General features: G+C 48.4%; 20 protein-coding genes and 1 pseudogene. All 21 read right to left on the reverse strand.

The window, feature by feature from the left end:
• Positions 1 to 153 precede the first annotated feature (153 nt).
• Positions 154 to 639 carry a hypothetical protein gene (locus Q0274_RS00725; RefSeq protein WP_298026686.1) on the reverse strand — a complete coding sequence of 162 codons (486 nt, stop codon included), beginning with the start codon at positions 637 to 639 and terminating at the stop codon, positions 154 to 156.
• Positions 632 to 1,315, reverse strand: a complete 684-nt coding sequence (locus Q0274_RS00730) for a hypothetical protein (RefSeq protein ID WP_298026688.1) — start codon at positions 1,313 to 1,315, stop codon at positions 632 to 634. Before Q0274_RS00730 ends, Q0274_RS00725 begins: the two co-directional genes overlap by 8 nt.
• 196 nt (positions 1,316 to 1,511) lie before the next feature.
• Positions 1,512 to 1,778, reverse strand: a complete 267-nt coding sequence (locus Q0274_RS00735) for an ABC transporter ATP-binding protein (RefSeq protein ID WP_298026689.1) — start codon at positions 1,776 to 1,778, stop codon at positions 1,512 to 1,514.
• Positions 1,779 to 2,128: 350 nt separating this feature from the next.
• Positions 2,129 to 2,767 carry a YggS family pyridoxal phosphate-dependent enzyme gene (locus tag Q0274_RS00740; RefSeq protein ID WP_298026691.1) on the reverse strand — a complete coding sequence of 213 codons (639 nt, stop codon included), beginning with the start codon at positions 2,765 to 2,767 and terminating at the stop codon, positions 2,129 to 2,131.
• Entirely contained in the window at positions 2,764 to 3,879 is a 1,116-nt protein-coding gene (rseP, locus tag Q0274_RS00745; RefSeq protein WP_298026692.1) for an RIP metalloprotease RseP, read from the reverse strand. The genes Q0274_RS00740 and rseP overlap by 4 nt, the downstream gene beginning before the upstream one ends.
• Positions 3,880 to 4,500: 621 nt before the next feature.
• Positions 4,501 to 4,746 (reverse strand): hypothetical protein, encoded by a 246-nt coding sequence (locus tag Q0274_RS00750; RefSeq protein WP_298026695.1) that lies wholly within the window; start codon positions 4,744 to 4,746, stop codon positions 4,501 to 4,503.
• 43 nt (positions 4,747 to 4,789) lie between these two features.
• Entirely contained in the window at positions 4,790 to 4,954 is a 165-nt protein-coding gene (locus Q0274_RS00755) for a hypothetical protein (RefSeq protein WP_298026698.1), read from the reverse strand.
• Between the two features lie 9 nt (positions 4,955 to 4,963).
• A complete protein-coding gene (locus Q0274_RS00760; protein ID WP_298026699.1) occupies positions 4,964 to 5,170 on the reverse strand; it encodes a hypothetical protein in 207 nt (68 codons plus the stop codon).
• 76 nt (positions 5,171 to 5,246) lie between these two features.
• Positions 5,247 to 5,405 carry a hypothetical protein gene (locus Q0274_RS00765; protein WP_298026702.1) on the reverse strand — a complete coding sequence of 53 codons (159 nt, stop codon included), beginning with the start codon at positions 5,403 to 5,405 and terminating at the stop codon, positions 5,247 to 5,249.
• An 11-nt stretch (positions 5,406 to 5,416) separates the two neighbouring features.
• Complete coding sequence (locus Q0274_RS00770; RefSeq protein ID WP_298026703.1) at positions 5,417 to 6,019, reverse strand: hypothetical protein; 603 nt, start codon at positions 6,017 to 6,019, stop codon at positions 5,417 to 5,419.
• A 125-nt stretch (positions 6,020 to 6,144) separates the two neighbouring features.
• Positions 6,145 to 6,474: a hypothetical protein gene (locus Q0274_RS00775; protein ID WP_298026706.1), complete on the reverse strand. Its 330-nt coding sequence runs from the start codon at positions 6,472 to 6,474 to the stop codon at positions 6,145 to 6,147.
• Positions 6,475 to 6,505: 31 nt separating this feature from the next.
• Positions 6,506 to 6,781 carry a hypothetical protein gene (locus tag Q0274_RS00780; RefSeq protein ID WP_298026709.1) on the reverse strand — a complete coding sequence of 92 codons (276 nt, stop codon included), beginning with the start codon at positions 6,779 to 6,781 and terminating at the stop codon, positions 6,506 to 6,508.
• 76 nt (positions 6,782 to 6,857) lie between these two features.
• Complete coding sequence (gene pgsA, locus Q0274_RS00785; protein WP_298026725.1) at positions 6,858 to 7,415, reverse strand: CDP-diacylglycerol--glycerol-3-phosphate 3-phosphatidyltransferase; 558 nt, start codon at positions 7,413 to 7,415, stop codon at positions 6,858 to 6,860.
• The gene (locus Q0274_RS00790) at positions 7,412 to 8,191 is read right to left on the reverse strand and encodes an enoyl-ACP reductase (RefSeq protein WP_291937459.1); all 780 of its coding nucleotides are present in this window, start codon (positions 8,189 to 8,191) and stop codon (positions 7,412 to 7,414) included. Before Q0274_RS00790 ends, pgsA begins: the two co-directional genes overlap by 4 nt.
• Positions 8,192 to 9,088 carry a 4-hydroxy-tetrahydrodipicolinate synthase gene (gene dapA / locus Q0274_RS00795; protein ID WP_297946499.1) on the reverse strand — a complete coding sequence of 299 codons (897 nt, stop codon included), beginning with the start codon at positions 9,086 to 9,088 and terminating at the stop codon, positions 8,192 to 8,194.
• Positions 9,081 to 10,334 (reverse strand): pitrilysin family protein, encoded by a 1,254-nt coding sequence (locus Q0274_RS00800; protein ID WP_298026712.1) that lies wholly within the window; start codon positions 10,332 to 10,334, stop codon positions 9,081 to 9,083. The genes dapA and Q0274_RS00800 overlap by 8 nt, the downstream gene beginning before the upstream one ends.
• Positions 10,335 to 11,338: 1,004 nt before the next feature.
• Positions 11,339 to 12,391 (reverse strand): annotated as a pseudogene (locus Q0274_RS00805) (quinone-dependent dihydroorotate dehydrogenase); the annotation flags it as partial.
• Positions 12,392 to 12,745: 354 nt separating this feature from the next.
• Entirely contained in the window at positions 12,746 to 13,870 is a 1,125-nt protein-coding gene (locus tag Q0274_RS00810; RefSeq protein ID WP_298026714.1) for a hypothetical protein, read from the reverse strand.
• Between the two features lie 11 nt (positions 13,871 to 13,881).
• Complete coding sequence (locus Q0274_RS00815) at positions 13,882 to 14,181, reverse strand: AtpZ/AtpI family protein (RefSeq protein ID WP_298026716.1); 300 nt, start codon at positions 14,179 to 14,181, stop codon at positions 13,882 to 13,884.
• 31 nt (positions 14,182 to 14,212) lie between these two features.
• On the reverse strand, positions 14,213 to 15,484 hold the full coding sequence (gene hemL / locus Q0274_RS00820; protein ID WP_298026719.1) for a glutamate-1-semialdehyde 2,1-aminomutase: 1,272 nt from the start codon (positions 15,482 to 15,484) through the stop codon (positions 14,213 to 14,215).
• Positions 15,481 to 15,927, reverse strand: coding sequence for a cytochrome C oxidase subunit III (locus Q0274_RS00825; RefSeq protein WP_298026722.1), 447 nt, complete (start codon positions 15,925 to 15,927; stop codon positions 15,481 to 15,483). The genes hemL and Q0274_RS00825 overlap by 4 nt, the downstream gene beginning before the upstream one ends.
• Between the last annotated feature and the right edge of the window lie 137 nt (positions 15,928 to 16,064).

A 16,064-nucleotide genomic window follows, 5' to 3' on the forward strand; every position in this document is an offset into this window, starting at 1 on the left:
AGCTTGCTTCAACGTTTCATTTTGCCCCCTTTTATCTATTTATCGCTTCTTGCGGTTTCGCGCGTAGCTTTTGCCGCCCTTTGTGACGATCGCGCCTGAAAGCTCCGCGCCTTTTCTATTTTTTGAAAATCCGCTTTGTAAAATTCTGCCGCGCTAAACGCTCTCCCAAAATCTAGACTCCGTCTTGATCGCGCCTCGGTTTTTATCGCGTAAAATTTGCAAAAATTCTTTAAAGTTTGGCGTAAAAATCGAAGCGGCGGGCACAAATTTATACTCGCTCGCGCCGTCCGCAAAGCGGATCCGCCAAATCCTAGCATGATTTATCCGTATTTTTGTAACTTCAAGCGCTAAAATTTGCTCAAATTTATACCTCGCCGCGAGCTTCTGTCCGTCAAAAACGTAGATGAAATTTTGATCGAACCAAAGACTCTCGCACGAGATAAAAAACCGCTCTAGCCAGAACAAAAACGGCCTCACGGAAAGCCTTTTTACCGCGTCTGCTTCGCTTATCCCATCTATCGCGGCAAGCCGGCGCGAGCTAAGCTTGCGAGGGTTGCGCCAAAAGAGCGTCCAAATAATCCCGCCCAGAAGCAAGACGCTAAAAATTACGATTAAAATTTGAATTAAAGCTTCAGCCATTTAAAATTTTAAGTCCTTTTACAAATGCAAATTTCTCCTCCGTATCGCCCACAAACAAACTCTTGCTAAAATCCGCCTCCGCGCCGTTTGCAAGCTCTTCATAAAGCTTATAAAATCGCCCTTTGTAGGTACATTCGCTTAGGCAGACGTTAAAAAACGCCTCCGCCACGTCCCTGCCGCCGAGATAATAGATAAAGTAGATCGGGCGCAGATCGAAAGCGCTTAGATTTTTGTTAAATTTAGCCCCGCGCTGCATCATAAACTCCACCGCCTTTTGTTTATCCTCAAAAAGCTCAAAAATAGGCAGCGCGTAGTCCTTGATAGCCGCGCTAATCTCGCGAACGCTGGGCTCGAAGCTAGCGCCTGCGAGCTGCCAGTCGCGAAACTGTTTGCGCGGCGTGAGATAGCCCAGGTGCGATACGAAAACAAGATCGGTTGAGTAGGACAGCTCCTCTTGCATCAGCTTTTTTAGGCGCTTGCAGTAGATTGCGATCTGCGGTAGGATACTCACACTGCCTGAGTAATTGCGCATGCTGGAGCCAAAATAAATTTCAAATAAAATCTCCTTGTCGTTTGCAAGCTTCGTTAGTTTTTGCCCCTTTTGCGTGGGCTTGAAGTCCGTGAAATTCGCCGCAATCTCATTGCAGCCGTTTAAAAATATCTCGCGCGGAGTCATGATTTTCCTTTTAAATTTATCGTTTAAATTTAGACGTTTTGCTCGCTAGCAATTCGGTTTGCAGATTACATTGCCGCAGCCGCGATCCGCAGCTTGGCGTTTTTCGGCGCGCCGTCTTGTCGCCAAAAAGTTATTTTATACGCGCAATTTTACCCTAGTTCGGCTAAATTTAACGGCGCTACGCGCCCGTAAAAATTTATAATCTATCCTCGTATCTTTCGTAGTTTATGCCGTAAATTTTATCAATATTTTCGGCATTTATGAGCTGCTCGCTGCTCCCGAAGGCTAAAATTTCGCCGTCTTTTATAAATAGCGTCAAGCTTGAAACGAACTTCGCATGCCGCGGGTAGTGCGTCGTCTGCACGAAGGTGTAGCCCTCGTCGCCTAGAGCTTTTATCATCTCGAGTAGCTTGATTTGATTGCCGAAGTCCAGCCCGTTGGTGGGCTCATCCATAAAGATCACTTTCGCGCCCTGAACCAGCGTGCGCGCGATGTACGCCAGCTGCCGCTACTTTGAAATTTCATCTTTTAAAATTCCGTCTTTATACGGATCGCGCTTAAAATTTTATATCGCCGCGTCTTTAAAATTTAGGTCGTTGCGAATAAATTTTTATCGAAGTTTAAAATTTGATGTCGCATTACCGCGCCGCGTAAAATTTCAATAACGCGCTAAATTTTAAACGGCGCGTAAAATCAAGCATTGCGCTAAATTTCAAGTTACGCGCCGAATTTAGCTCGCGCGACAAATCAAACGCGCCGCCTAATAAAAGCGGTATAAAATTCACTTGCGCGCTAAGGCCCGCCTCTCAGGGCCTAGGTGTATAAAATTCTACCCAGGCGGATCATGTTCGAGCCGCATTTGATCGCGAGCTCAAAATCATCGCTCATCCCCATCGAGCAGATCCGCGCGCCGTGCGGCACGAGCGCATCGAAGATCTCACGCGTCGCCTCGAAGCTTCGCGCGATCTGCGCGGGCTCGCTCACGTGCGCGCCGATGCTCATCACGCCGATTAAATTTAGATTTTTGCACTCCTGCTTGATGCGCAAAAACTCCTCCACCGCGCGGTTTTTATCTAGCCCCGTTTTGGAGCTCTCGCCCGCAGCGTTGATCTCCAGCAGCGTATCTAGCGGATAAGTTAGCCGCTTATTTACGGCAAGCGCGAGCTCGCAACTGTTGCAGCTCTGCCACAGCGTCGGGCGCAGAGCGATGAGCTGATTGATTTTGTTGCTTTGTAGCGTGCCGATGAAGTGCCACTTTAGCGGCAGTTCGCGCAAGGCCTCGCTTTTGCGCTTCAGCTCCTGCACTCTGTTTTCTCCAAACGCGATCTGTCCTTGCGAATACAGCTCGCGCACCTCATCCGTGCCTACGTTTTTACTCACTGCGACTAGCTGCACTTCGCCCGCGCCTGCTTTCGCAGCCTCAATGCGCTTTAAAATTTCATCCAGCTTCATTTGTAAAATCCCAAAATTCTAGCAAAATCATTCAGTACCGTAAATATCATCAAAAGCGCTAAAATCCCCATGCCTACGTAGCTGGCGCCTACGAATACCCGTTTTGGCACCGGGCGGCGGAAGATGAGCTCAAAGAGATTAAACGCGATGTGTCCGCCGTCGAGCGCGGGGATCGGAAAGAGGTTGATAAGCCCTAAATTTACCGATATTAGCGCCACGAGCGCGAGCAAGACGGCCGCGCCGTAATCGACCGCCTTTGAGGTGATATCTGTAATAGCGACGATGCCGCCCATCTCCTTGGGCGAAACGACGCCGCTGGCGAGCTTCTCAAGCCCCACCAAGATAAGCTTTGATGCCTCCACCGTCTGATCCCACGCGAAGCTAAGCGAGCTCGTGCCCTTGTGATATAGCGTCACGGTCGCGTTGTAATCGGGCGAAATGCCGATGAGCGGCACTCTGATGCTCTCGCGCCAGATGGTTTTTTTCTCGCCGAGCTTTGGCGTGAGCGTCAGGCTCAGTCGCTCGCCGCCACGTAAAATTTCCAAGCTTAGCGGCGCTGCGGTTACCTGCTTTGAGATGTCGTCCCACTCGCGGATCTGCTTGCCGTCGATTGATAAAATTTCATCGTTTAGCATTAGCCCTGCGCTTGCTGCGGCGGAATTTGGCGAAATTTTGCCAACCTTCGGCGCTAGCTTTTCGACGCCGATGTAGCCCAGCGCGATGTAGATCAAAAATGCAAGCAGCAGGTTGAAAAACGGCCCCGCAAAAAGTATGATTATGCGCGCGATCGGGCCTTTGGAGTTGTAGCTATCGGGGTCCGCGCTTACTGCGGTGGGATCCAGATCCTCCTGCCCCTTAAGGCTCACGTAGCCCCCCAGAGGGATCGCGCTGATGGCGTATTGCGTAGCGCCGATGCGCTTGGTAAAGACCTTCTCGCCGAAGCCCACGCTAAAGACGTTCACCCCCACGCCCAGCGCTCGCGCCGCCAAAAAATGCCCCAGCTCGTGGAAAAAGATGAGGAAGCTGATCGCCAGCACCGTGACCATAAAATTTATCGAGTAAAAATAAAATCCGACCGCCAGGATCGCTAGCGTTAAAATTATGCTTTTCAAATTTCAAACCTTTGTAAAAAATGGGCTAAGCTTACTATTATTTTGCAAATTTTAAGCTTAGATTGCCGTTTAAAGCCTTGGCTCGCTTTTTTTAAACTTGGTTAGCTTTGAGCTTAGCCTGCCGCCGTTTCAGGCTATAAATTTGGCTAAATTAAGGGCGCGCGGGCGGACGATCGGCGCGCGGAATTTAAAATTTTAAAAGCGAAATTTTACCGCGAGATTTTGCGGAGTAGGTTATAAAATTTCGCCGCACGGGGCTTTGTGTTTTGAACTGCCGCTATGCTTTGAAATTTCATTATGTTTTGACAAGTCGTCATGCTCTAAAATTTTGTCGCGCTTTGCAATTTCGTCGTGTTTTAAAACACTGCTGCGCCGCCGTGAAATTTTGTGCGGTGGTTTAAACGGAATTTTACGCCATAGAATTTTATGCAGCGGCTAGACGAAATTTTACATCGTGAAAATTTTACGCAGCGATTAGACGGAATTCTGCGCCGTGAAATTTCGCGCGTCAGAGCTCTACTTGCATATAGCGTAAGCCGATAGCCTTTACGGGTTAGGCACAGAATTTTATGAAGGCGATTGAATTGTTCTGCGTATTATAGCGTTAAAGATTAAAATTCTTTAATTGTGAAATTTTACATTATGATAGAAATATGCATCAAGGAATTTTAGGTCTCCCCCATCATATTTGATGCGGCTACTATGAACAAATAGAGCTGCGCCGCATACAACTAGCACGAATAAAAATCCTAAGATATATTTACGAGCATAAACGCGAGCGGTTTCATTATCGAGCCGATGAGCTTCGTATTGCTTTAAATCTAGCTCGGCATCAGTAGGCAATCTCCATTTAAAAATACCAGCCATTTTTACTCCTTTAAATAATACTTTATTTTCGCAATCCATTGTGTTATTTTGTTTGCGATGTTTGCTTGCTTTCTGCTTTAATGCGCGCATAGTTTGCATCGGAGCTTACGACTATCTCATATACTATCGCTCCTGCTATGATTATGAACGCTACTATAAACCAGTAAAGCACCTTTCTTGCGTCTGCGTAGGGGTCTTTTGTAGCCATTTAAATTCCTTATTTAATCGAAGCTTTAGCGGTTTGGATTATCCTATCAAAGGTCGGAAGCGCAGTCAGATTAACATCACCTAGGCGCTTTTCTCTGCTACCCATATCGAAAAATCCCGTAGCTATGGCGATAATAGCAAACACGATGCAAGCTAATACGCATTTTAGCTGAAAGCTATTGCTTCCTACCAAGGTCGTTATCTCTCTATCGGTCATAATATCAATCCTTTTAAATTTATTTCAAAGCAGCAATTTGCCTATAGCAGTCTAAAAAGCGCCTCGCCGATACATTTTACGGCATAGCATAGTGAAAATATGAGATTAATTTGAATACTCTCTCCTCTGAGACTAAAAAAACCGCAGCGGCAAGTGATATTATGACGGCTAAAAACATATAGTATATCAAGAAGCCACCTTTATCCAGTTCGTGTTTTAAATCCCAAAAATCCATATTTTATCCTTTTAGAAAAACAAATTTGAAAGTATCGATAAGCTAATCAACACACCGAATGCTCGCGCGATAGTCCGCGGCAGTATCCTGTAGCGCCAAGACCATACCCGCTTTATCGCATATGGCTCCAGCTCAGACGCCTTATTCATTCTTCTGCCAAATTTATCGTAAGGGGCGATAGCCTTTATATCGATAAATTCTTTATAATCCACTTCGCCCTCTTCTTCTACATCGTATCTAAACATATCGTGAAATCTGATAAAAGGATAGCAGTTTCTAAATAGTCTAAAATCGTCTATTAGCTCTTCAAATTTAATAAATCTAGATATAACCTCAAATACCAAAAACGATACTATGAAATACCATAGAATAGGAAAGAGCGCTACTAACGGCAGATACCACCAAGGATGATAGGCAAATATATCCGCACCCCCAGTAAAAAACGGCACCTTATCGAAAGGAAATAGCCAAATCGCATATTTAAAAGCGAAGTAGAAGTATCCTATATAAATCGTTATCACGATTACGTAGTAGCTTTTGATGTCTTCTTCGATATATCTTAAGGAATAAAAGCTTATACCTGCTATAACAATCGTAGCAAGGAAAAATTTCAAATCGTGCGTTAGCCATATTACGAATAAAAGAGCGTAAAACGCTATGGTAACATAATGCATCTTGCCCCAAAGGACGTTATAAAATATATCGGTTGCTTTTTTTAAAACTCATAGAATTTTATCTCTCATTTAAAATGCTGCTTAGGGGCTTGCGTAGTAAAAGCTTCGAAAAGTGCCAACGCGCCATAAAAGATATTACAAAGCATATAATAAAGCCAAGTAAGCGGGGTTACTAGAATAAAAAATAACCTAGCGATGGGTCTTTCTTCATCCCATTCGTCGTTTTTCTTAAAAAGTATAAAAACAAAAAAGATTATAGATATAGCCCCGAATCCTCTACAAATGGTAACATATGTTTCTTTATTATAAGCTACATCGGGTGATGGACGCATAAATAGCAACCATATATATATCGCTATAAACATCGCTAACAAACCAAACATCAATCTTCTCATAAAATAACTCCGAATTTAATAGTTTTTGCGTTTAATCTTCTTGCTTTTTGCCACCACCGCCTATATGTCCGCTCGCACCGAATGCAAAAACGCATACAGTTGCAGCAGTTAGAAAAACGGATATTGCAGCTTTAAAATTTTCCACGAAAGCATCTACAATGACAACATATGCATAAGCACCAAAAACGCTTAGCACGGATAAAATAATCATAAATCCACTGATGCCTATACATATCATAGCAAACGCTACTATAGGCGGAATTCTGGTGCATGACTGCGGCTTGCCAGCTTCTTTTTGTTCTTGCATTTTTTCCCTTTATTTCTTCTAATAAAATTTAAACTATTTGCTTTCAACTGCCAAGCGCTGATTAGACGCTTAAATTCTAACTCTTTTTCGTAGCCTTAGCATACGCCGTGACGTATTCAAACCCCGAATATAGCGTCAGCGCAACCGCGATCCAGAGTAGGGCGTTTGCATAGGGCCATTGCATCGTTAGCCAGCCGATAGCGATCATCTGAAAGACCGTTTTTACCTTCCCCGCCATCGACGCGGCGACCTCTACGCCGTCGCCCGCCATAGCAACTCGAAGGCCAGTGATAAAAAACTCTCGGATTAGGATCAGATAGATCGCCCACGGACTGGCGCGCCCGATAAACATAAGCCCCAAAAAGCCCGCAAGCGTCAGCATCTTATCGGCAAGCGGATCGATGATGGCGCCAAGTCTCGTTTTTTGGTTCCAAGAGCGCGCGATGTATCCGTCAAAAAAGTCCGTGACGGAGGCGATAACGAATACGAGCGCGGCAAAATAATCGATCCAGCTTACATGCACCGAGCCCACCATGCCGCCGTTCGCATGGCCTGCTAGTAGGATCAGCCAAAAAAACAGCGGCGCGAGCGCAACGCGAAAGCTCGCTAAAATATTGGGTAAATTTAGCATTATTTAAAGGTCGTTCCGCCGTCGACGATGAAGGTGTGCCCCGTCACCCAGCTAGCCTTGCTCGAGCACAGAAATAAACATGCTCCCGCCAAATCCTCCGGCTGCCCCATGCGTCCTAGCGGGCTAAGCTCGGCGGTCTTGTCGCGCACCTCTTCGTAGTTCGTAAAGGCCCTAAGCGCGTCCGTCTCGATCGGTCCGCCGCTTACTACGTTTACGCGGATGTTTTTCTCTCCAAGCTCGGTCGCTGCGTAGCGCGCCATCGCTTCAACCGCGGCTTTTGCCGTGCCGTGACCCGCGTAGTTTTCGATATAGACTAAATTTCCCGTGGAGCTAAGCGAGATGATCGAGCCGCCGCCTACCGCTTCCATGCGTTTCGCGGCTTCTTGCGCGCCCACTACGAAGGCATTTACGGTCGCGGTAAAGATATTGTTGATGCCGCGCGGCTTTAGCCTCATAAATTTCGTGTATCCGCCCGCGACTGCGCGACCCGAGATGATGGCGTTTGAGATGAAAAAATCCACTCGCGCAAAATCCTCGTCGATCTTAGCAAAGAGCTCCTTATAGGTCTCGGGCTCCAAGATATTGAGCGCATAAGCGCGCGCCTTGATGCCGTAAGCCTTCTCAAGATCGGCTGCTTGCGAAGTCGCCAGCTCCTCGTTGGAATTATACGTAAAAGCGATATTTGCCCCCGCAGCTGCGAATTCCAAAACTATCGCCCTGCCTATGCCTCTCGTGCCGCCGCTGATAACTAGCGTTTTTCCTTTAAATTCGTTCGTCAATTAAAATCCTTTGATAGTGTATTGTTTCATTACGTTTTCTATTTTTTTGAGGTTTTCTGCGCTCGGCTCGCAAAGCGGCAAGCGGTACTCCAAACTCGGCGCGAGGCCCGCGATATACATCGCCGCTTTGATCGGGATCGGATTGCTCTCGCAGAATAAAATTTTATTGATCGCGTAGAGATCGTCGTTGATCTGCTTGGCTTTTAAAAACTCATTTTGCAGCGCAAATTTCGTTAGTCTCGCCGTGTAATCGGGCAGTAAATTTGCCGTAACGGAGATCACGCCTTTGCCGCCGTTACTTAGGATCGGATAGTTGATCGCATCCTCGCCGCTAAGCACGCTAAGGCGTGGCTCGTGCGCGAGCAGATCGACGCATTTATCGATGCTGCCGCTAGCTTCTTTGACGCCGTAGATATTTTCGCAGTCGTTAAAAAGCTTGATGATCGTATCTGCGGCGATATCGCAACCGGTGCGCCCTGGCACGTTGTATAGCAGTACCGGCAGATCTACCGAGCTAGCGATCGCCTTGTAGTGCAGATACAACCCCTTTTGGGTGGGTTTATTGTAGTAGGGTGCTACGGATAAAATTCCGTCCGCGCCGTGAGCCTGCGCAAACTGCGCGAGCCCGATCGCTTCGTGAGTTGCGTTGCTGCCCGCGCCCGCTAGTACCTTGACGTCCGTGCCCTTGCACGCATCTACGGCGATCTCGATACAGACGCGGTGCTCGTCGTGCGTCAGCGTCGCACTCTCGCCCGTAGTACCGACGGGCACGACCGCGCTTATGCCGTTTGCGATCTGTCTTTTGATGAGCTTAGCGTAGGTTTGCTCGTCGAGTTTGCCCTCTTTAAAAGGCGTGATCAGCGCCGTCATAGAGCCGATTATGACATTTTTATTCATCGTTTTCCTTTCGTAAGATAATGCTCGTGGAGCTTTTAAGGCTTAGATAGGTTTTCATCGCTTTTTTAACCGCGCTTTTATCAAGGCTTTTGATCTCGCGCTCCAGCCTAAATAGCGCGTCCAGATCACCGCGGACGATGTAGCTGCCGTACATCTGCGCTACCTTGCTAGCGCTGTCGAGGGAGTAGATCAGATCGCTGCTTAGGGTGTTTTTGATCTTTAGCATATCGTCGTCGCTTATTTTAGCTTTTTTGGCTTTTTCGATCAGCGCTAAAATTTCATCTCTCAGCGCCTCGCCGCTTACGCCTTGGTTGCAAACGGCAAAGACTATAAATAAATTCTCATCCTTACCGCTCATATCGTAGATATTGATCTGATTGGCGAGCTTTTTCTCATCGACCAGCACGCGCTGCAAAAGTGAGCTCTTGCCGCCGCTAAGATATATATCCATCGCTTTGATCGCCGCGGCGTCAGGATGGTTAAACGGCGGAATTTTAAAAGCGACTGCAACGATCTGTGCCTCGCTGTTTTTGTAAATAATGCTAAGCTTCTCGCCGTCTTGCGCGGGCTCGGTGCAGTGAAGGCGCGGAATTTCGCTTTTATTTTTTACGGACGCGAAGTATTTTTTAGCCGCATCAAACGCCGCCTTTTCGCCGATGTCGCCGGTGATCAGCAGCACGGCGTTTTGCGGCTGATAAAATTTAGCGTGAAATTCCTTGATATCTTTAATACTCCAGTTTTCGATATCCTTGCGAAAGCCGATCGGCGTCCAGTGGTACGGATGGTACAGAAACGCGGCGTTGTAGAGCCTGAAAAATAGATATCCGAACGGATCGTTATCGGTGCGCCACAGCCGCTCCTCGAGCACGACTTTGCGCTCGGGCTGAAATTCTTTGTCTTTGAGGCTCAAGTTTTGCATGATGTCGGCGTAAAGATCCAAGCAGACCTCTAAATTTGAGCTCGCGCACTTGATGAAGTAGTGCGTGTAATCAAAGCCTGTGCTTGCGTTGTTTACGCCGCCAAATCCCTTTATGATCGCGTCGAACTCGCCCGCCTTGCGATTTTTCGTGGATTTAAAATTTAGATGCTCCAGCATGTGCGCGATGCCGCTTTTGCCCATCACCTCGTCGCGCGAGCCGACGTTGTAAAACACATCCACGCTGATGACGCCGCTGCCTTTATTCATCGGGATGTGATAAATTTGAAGCCCGTTTTGCAGCGTGATTTTCTTAAATTTCGGAAACATTAATCTTTTTTCGCCTTTCGTTTTTTGCTTGAGTTTTGCTCTGCATCTTGGGTGCCGCTCGCTTCTTTAACCTCTTTGGCCTTGGCATTTTTAGTTTTGGTGCCGCTTTGTTTTACGTTTTTTGCCTCGGAGCTTTTGCTTTCCGCATTGTTTTTTGGCGCGGCTTTAGTTTTAGAATTTTTACTTTCTATGTCGTTTTTTAGTGCAGCTTCAGTTGCGGTTTTATTTTTCGGCGTGGTTTTAGTTTTGACAGTTTTGCTCGCCGTGCCGCTTTGTTTTGCGTTTTTGACCTCTAAATTCTCGCTTTTTGCATCGCTTTTCGAGAGATTTTTAGCTTCGGCGTCCTTCTTCTGCGAGGCATCCTTCTGTAAGGCATCATTATCCTGCGGAGTATCCTTCTGCGCGGTATCTTTTTGCGAAGCGTCCTTTGAAATTTTACCGCGCTTAGAGCTTGCGTCGCCTTTTGAAATTTGACTTTGCTTTTGTTCTGTGCCGCCTTTAGACGCGCCTTTTGAAATTTTATCCTGCTTTCGATCCGCGCCGCTTTGCTTTGTGCTTTTAGCCTCTAAATTCTCGTTTTTTGCGCTGCTTCGTTTTGTATTTTTAACCTCGGAATTTTTGTTATTCGCGTTACTTTTAACCTCGGAATTGTCACCCTCCATGTCGCTTTGTTTGGTCGAGCTTCGATCTGTTGCGGTATCTGAGCTTACCGAGGCGTTTAAATTTGCCGAAGCGCTAGAATTTTCGTCTGCTTCGGAGCTTGAGTCTGCTTGAACGCTCGAAATTTTATCTGTTTGAACGGCGGGAATTTTATTAACTTGGGCGCTCGATATTTCGCTTTTGCCGTCGTTTGAAATTCCGTCCGCATCCCTGCTTTCGGGCGCGTTTGAAATTTGATCCGTTTTAGCATCCGCCTCTTTGTCTTCGCAAGTGCGCAAATTCGCGCCATTGCCGCGACTTTCGGCCAGATCATTTCTGATGCCGTATCCTTCGCCTGCGCGATCTTTTAAATTTGCCCCGACCGCCTCGTTTATGTTATTGAAGCCGTCTGCGCGCAGAAGCTTCGCGAGTCCCTCGTTGATCGATTTTGCAACAAAAGGACCTTTGAAGATAAAGGCGGTAAAAATTTGAACCAGGCTCGCGCCCGATTTGATGCGCTCATAGGCCTCCTGCGCGCTGTCTATGCCGCCGCAGCTGATTAGGATCGTGCGGCCGAAGAGTTCGCGAGCGACCTGTGCGAAAAGTTTTCGCGATTTTTCGGTGATCAGCTTGCCGCTTAAGCCGCCGAAGCCCCTAGCGTTGGGGCTTAGCGAATAATCAACGCTCGTGTTGTTTATGATGATGCCGCTTGCGCCGCTTTGCACTGCGCACTCGCACAGCGCGATCGCCTGATCCGCGCTCATATCGGGCGCCAGCTTTAAAACGAGCGGTCTGTTCGTGATCTTTTTCATCGCTCCGATCAGCTCGCTTATGAAGCTGTTTTCTTGCAAAGCGCGCAGATTAGGGGTGTTCGGCGAGCTTACGTTGATGATGAAAAAATCGCACAATCCGTTAAATTTACGACCCAAGGCTTCATAATCGCTTAGCGCGTCCTCGTTCGAAGTGGTCTTATTTTTGCCGATATTTGCGGCGATCGGGATTTTAAAAGGATAAATTTTTCGCACGCGACGCTCGATAACATCGGCGCCTTCGTTGTTAAAGCCCATCGCGTTTTGGATACTTTCCTCCGCTACGAGGCGAAAAAGTCGCGGCTTTTCGTTGCCGCTTTGAGGACGCGGCGTAAAGGTGCCAAAATCGATGTGTCCGAAGCCGAGAGCTGCTAGCGGTACGATCATCGTGGCGTTTTTGTCGAAGCCGCCCGCGATACCTACTGGATTATCGAAGCTTAAATTCCATATATTTTGAGTTAAAATTTCATCTTTATAAACGCTGAATTTTGCTAAAGCCTCAAGCCCGCCCGGAGTCGCATAGAGCGCGCGAAGTCCGAATTCTGCGATCTTATGAGCGGTTTCGGGATCGAATAGAAAAAAGATTTTTTTCAAGGTATCGTAATTCATAATTTTTCCTCAAATTTTGCATAATGGTAGCTAAAATTTAATTAAATATAGATAAGGATTTCGCGCCGTATTTGCAATCTGCGGCGGTTAAATTTAATTTTAGAATTACGCGCCGAAATGCTGCGTAAAATTTCTACGGCTCGCCGCAATGATCTGAATTTACGCAGAAGTTCAAAGATGCGCGCCGCAAATTTTATAAATTTAGCCCGCCCGGGTACGTGCCGAAACGCGCGGCGTCCGTAGCGCGGCTCGCGATGGCGGGCGTTGTCGCGATTTTATCCTGTGTCGATCTGCGCTCAATCCCGCTGACGCTAAATTTTAAAATTTAAAGCGTCTTACTCGCGCTGTTTGAGTTTAGCGCGCCTCTTTGCCGCCGAAAGCAACAATCATCGTGCCCAGAGGAATGATCGCAACGCCCAAGATAATCGCTAGCGGGTTTAGCAAGGACAGCTTGGCAAGCAGGTAGATCGCTGTCACGAGCGCCGCGTAAGACAAAATTTTAAACGGAGAGAAAAACGCTCCCGCAAAATTGCTCCGCACCTCGCTCCGCTCAAACTCGCCCTCAAAATCGTCCGCGCCTTCGAAGTCATCATTTGATCCATCGTGCGCGCCGCCAAACCCACCCCCAAAATCGCTCGTACCGCCGCCCGGCTCGCTGCTATCTACGCCGCCGCTCAGATCGCTGCTCGCTGCATTTTTCAAGTCGTCGCAACGCACGCCTATATCGCCTTGTGAACTATCACTAGCTTCGTCGTTTATGCCGCCGTGTGAGTCGCTACAAGTCGCGCTGCCATTCATATTAAATTTATCGGCGGTGCGTCCCAAAGCGGTTGCGCCGCAAGCGGAGGTTTCGTTGCGGCTGCTCTTGGTGGAATTTATGTTGCACTCGGCAGCGGCGGTTATGTCGCGCTCGGCTGTGAAATTTTCGGTATCTTCGTCGGCGGTAGAGCTTGCGGCACACTCGGCGGCGGTTTCATCGTACAGGGCGTGGCTATCATCGTTTTCGACGCAGCTATCGCCGCTCGTGAAATTTACTGCGCCTTTGGAATTTCGCGCGTTTGAAATTTCGGCGCCTGAATTTGCTCCCCTAAAGCTTTCGCTCTTTAAATTTTCGACGTCACAAATTTCGCTGTATAAAATTTTATCGTCGCCGCTTGCGACGTCTCGGTTTTCGCCGCCAAAGCTTGCGGAATTCGTATCGTTTGCGGAAGTTTCGCCGCTTATAAAACCGGCGGAATTCTTAGGGCTTTGCCGTAAAATTTCATCGTATTTGCCGGCTCTGAGTTCATCTTCTATTTTGTTGCGGTAAGCGCGAAACGAAAAATATACCGCGCCGAATGCGCCCAAAAATCCCGCTTCCAGGCTAAGAAGCCAGGCAAGCGCTCGCGCGCCGAAAGAGCCCGCGCCGAAAAATCCGCCGCCGCAAAGCGCTAGCCCAAGCAGGGCAAACGCCGCGTTTAGCGCGCAGTATATGAGCAAAAATCGCCTATTCAATCCCGCTCATCCCATTCATCATCATCGTCGAAATTTTTCGGATCGGCCTTGTATTTCGGATCGTTTTCAAGCTCTTTTAAGCTCGAATTTAGCGCCTTGCACGCGCGGTAAACGTTCAGAAACGCCGCTGCGATGCCGATAGCGATGCCAAGCCAGAGCAGAAGCAGCGAGCCCGTGAGGTGTCGCAGTCCAAGCCCGATCGCTACGCCGATGCCGATCGCTACGACGATGGAGATGCCCAGGCTGATGTCGCAGGCGCCCTTTACGATTTTGTTTAAATTTTTCGTTGCTCTCATCTAAAATCCGTAAAATTTTAAAATGCAGCCCTCAAAGCGCCGCCATCGCTTCATCCGCCGCGTTTAGCGCAAAGTCGATCTGCGCTTCGTCCATCGTGGAGCAGATAAAGCCCGTCTCAAACTGACTAGGCGCCAAAAATACGCCGCGCTTAATCATCGCGCCGTGAAATTTTGCGAAGCGCGCGGTGTCTGCCTGCAGGGCACCATCGTAGTCGCGCACCTCTTCGTCTGCGAAAAAGTAGCCGAACATCGAGCCTACGCAGGCGGTTTGCAGCGCGATGCCGCGGCGCTGCGCTATGGCGCAAAGCCCATCCGTAAGCCTACGCGCCAGCTCGCCGAGCCTTTCGTAAAGGCCGCTGTTAGCGTAAATTTTACTTAGGCTAGCGATGCCCGCAGCCATTGCGACGGGGTTTCCGCTTAGCGTGCCTGCTTGATATACTGCTCCTAGCGGGCTTATTATATCCATGATTTCGCGCTTGCCTGCAAACGCCGCCACGCTCATACCGCCGCCGATGACCTTGCCGAAGGTTACCAGATCGCCGCGGACGCCGTAGATGCCGTAGCTGCCTAGCTCGCTCGCGCGAAAGCCGCTCATTACCTCGTCGATTATCAGCACGATCTTTTTCTCGTCGCACAGCGCGCGAAGCTCGGTTAAAAATTCGGGATCCGCCGGCACCAAGCCCATATTTCCCGCGATAGGCTCAATGATGATCGTGCCGATGTCGTTTTGCGCTAGGACGTCCTTTACGCTTTGTATGTCGTTGTATCTGGCTAGGTAGGTGTTTTTTGCGACGTCCTCCGGCACGCCCGCGCTGCTTGCGTTACCGAAGGTGCTCGCGCCGCTGCCTGCTTTGACGAGCAGGCTGTCGCTGTGACCGTGGTAGCAACCCTCAAATTTTAAAATTTTATCCCGTCCGCTAAAGGCGCGCGCAAGACGGATCGCGCTCATCGTGGCTTCCGTGCCGCTGCTGGTAAAGCGGATCTTATCTAGGAAATCAAAATTTTTTAGCACGAGCGAGGCAAGCTGCGTCTCAAGCGGGCTGGATGCGCCGAAGCTTAGCCCTTTTTTGGCGGTTTGCACGACGGCGCGCTCAATGTCTGCGTCGGCGTGACCGAAGATGAGCGGACCCCAGCTCTGCACGAAGTCGAGATATTTTTTGCCCTCGACGTCGTAGATGTACGAGCCCTCGCCGCGATCCACCATAAAAGGCTCGCCGCCTACGTTACCGAATGCTCGCACAGGCGAATCTACGCCGCCCGGGATAAGTTTTTGTGCTGCTAAAAATTCGTCGTGATTATTCATTTTTTCTCCTTCTTTTTGGGTTGATTTATCGATTTTATATATTTGTAGATGATGATGATCTCGTTTTGCGTCAGGAAGTAGCTTGGCATCACGTCGCGCGAGCTACTGATCCCGTCGGCGAGCTCCTGAAGCGAGAGATTGTTGATCGGCGGCGCATTTAGGGCGCGCTCGTAGTAGGCGCCCGAGGTGCGGTTAAATTCTTTATACTTTACGATCAGCGAGCCCTCGCCCTTTTCGCCGTGGCACTTGTCGCAGCCCACGCCGCGCGGGTTTTTATACAGCATCGCGCCGTATTCCTCGTCGGTGATGAAGCTCTCGGCTTGTGCGCCGCGAGGTAGAAAAAATATGGTCGCGGTTAAAAATAGCGCTAAAAATATGAAATTTCGCATCTTCTCGTTTCGAATTTTTGGCGCAATAATATAAAAAATGTGCTTAAATTTCATAACGTCGCTATATTTTCGATCCCCTCAAAATAAAATACGTTTAACTCATCCTCTCTGCGGTAGAGGAATTTTAGTCCGTGCGCCTTGGCGATGTTATCGACGATGTAGAGCCCCAGGCCGAAGCTTTGTTTGGCGTT

It is taken from the genome of uncultured Campylobacter sp. (assembly GCF_937973075.1).
Classification (GTDB): Bacteria; Campylobacterota; Campylobacteria; order Campylobacterales; family Campylobacteraceae; genus Campylobacter_B.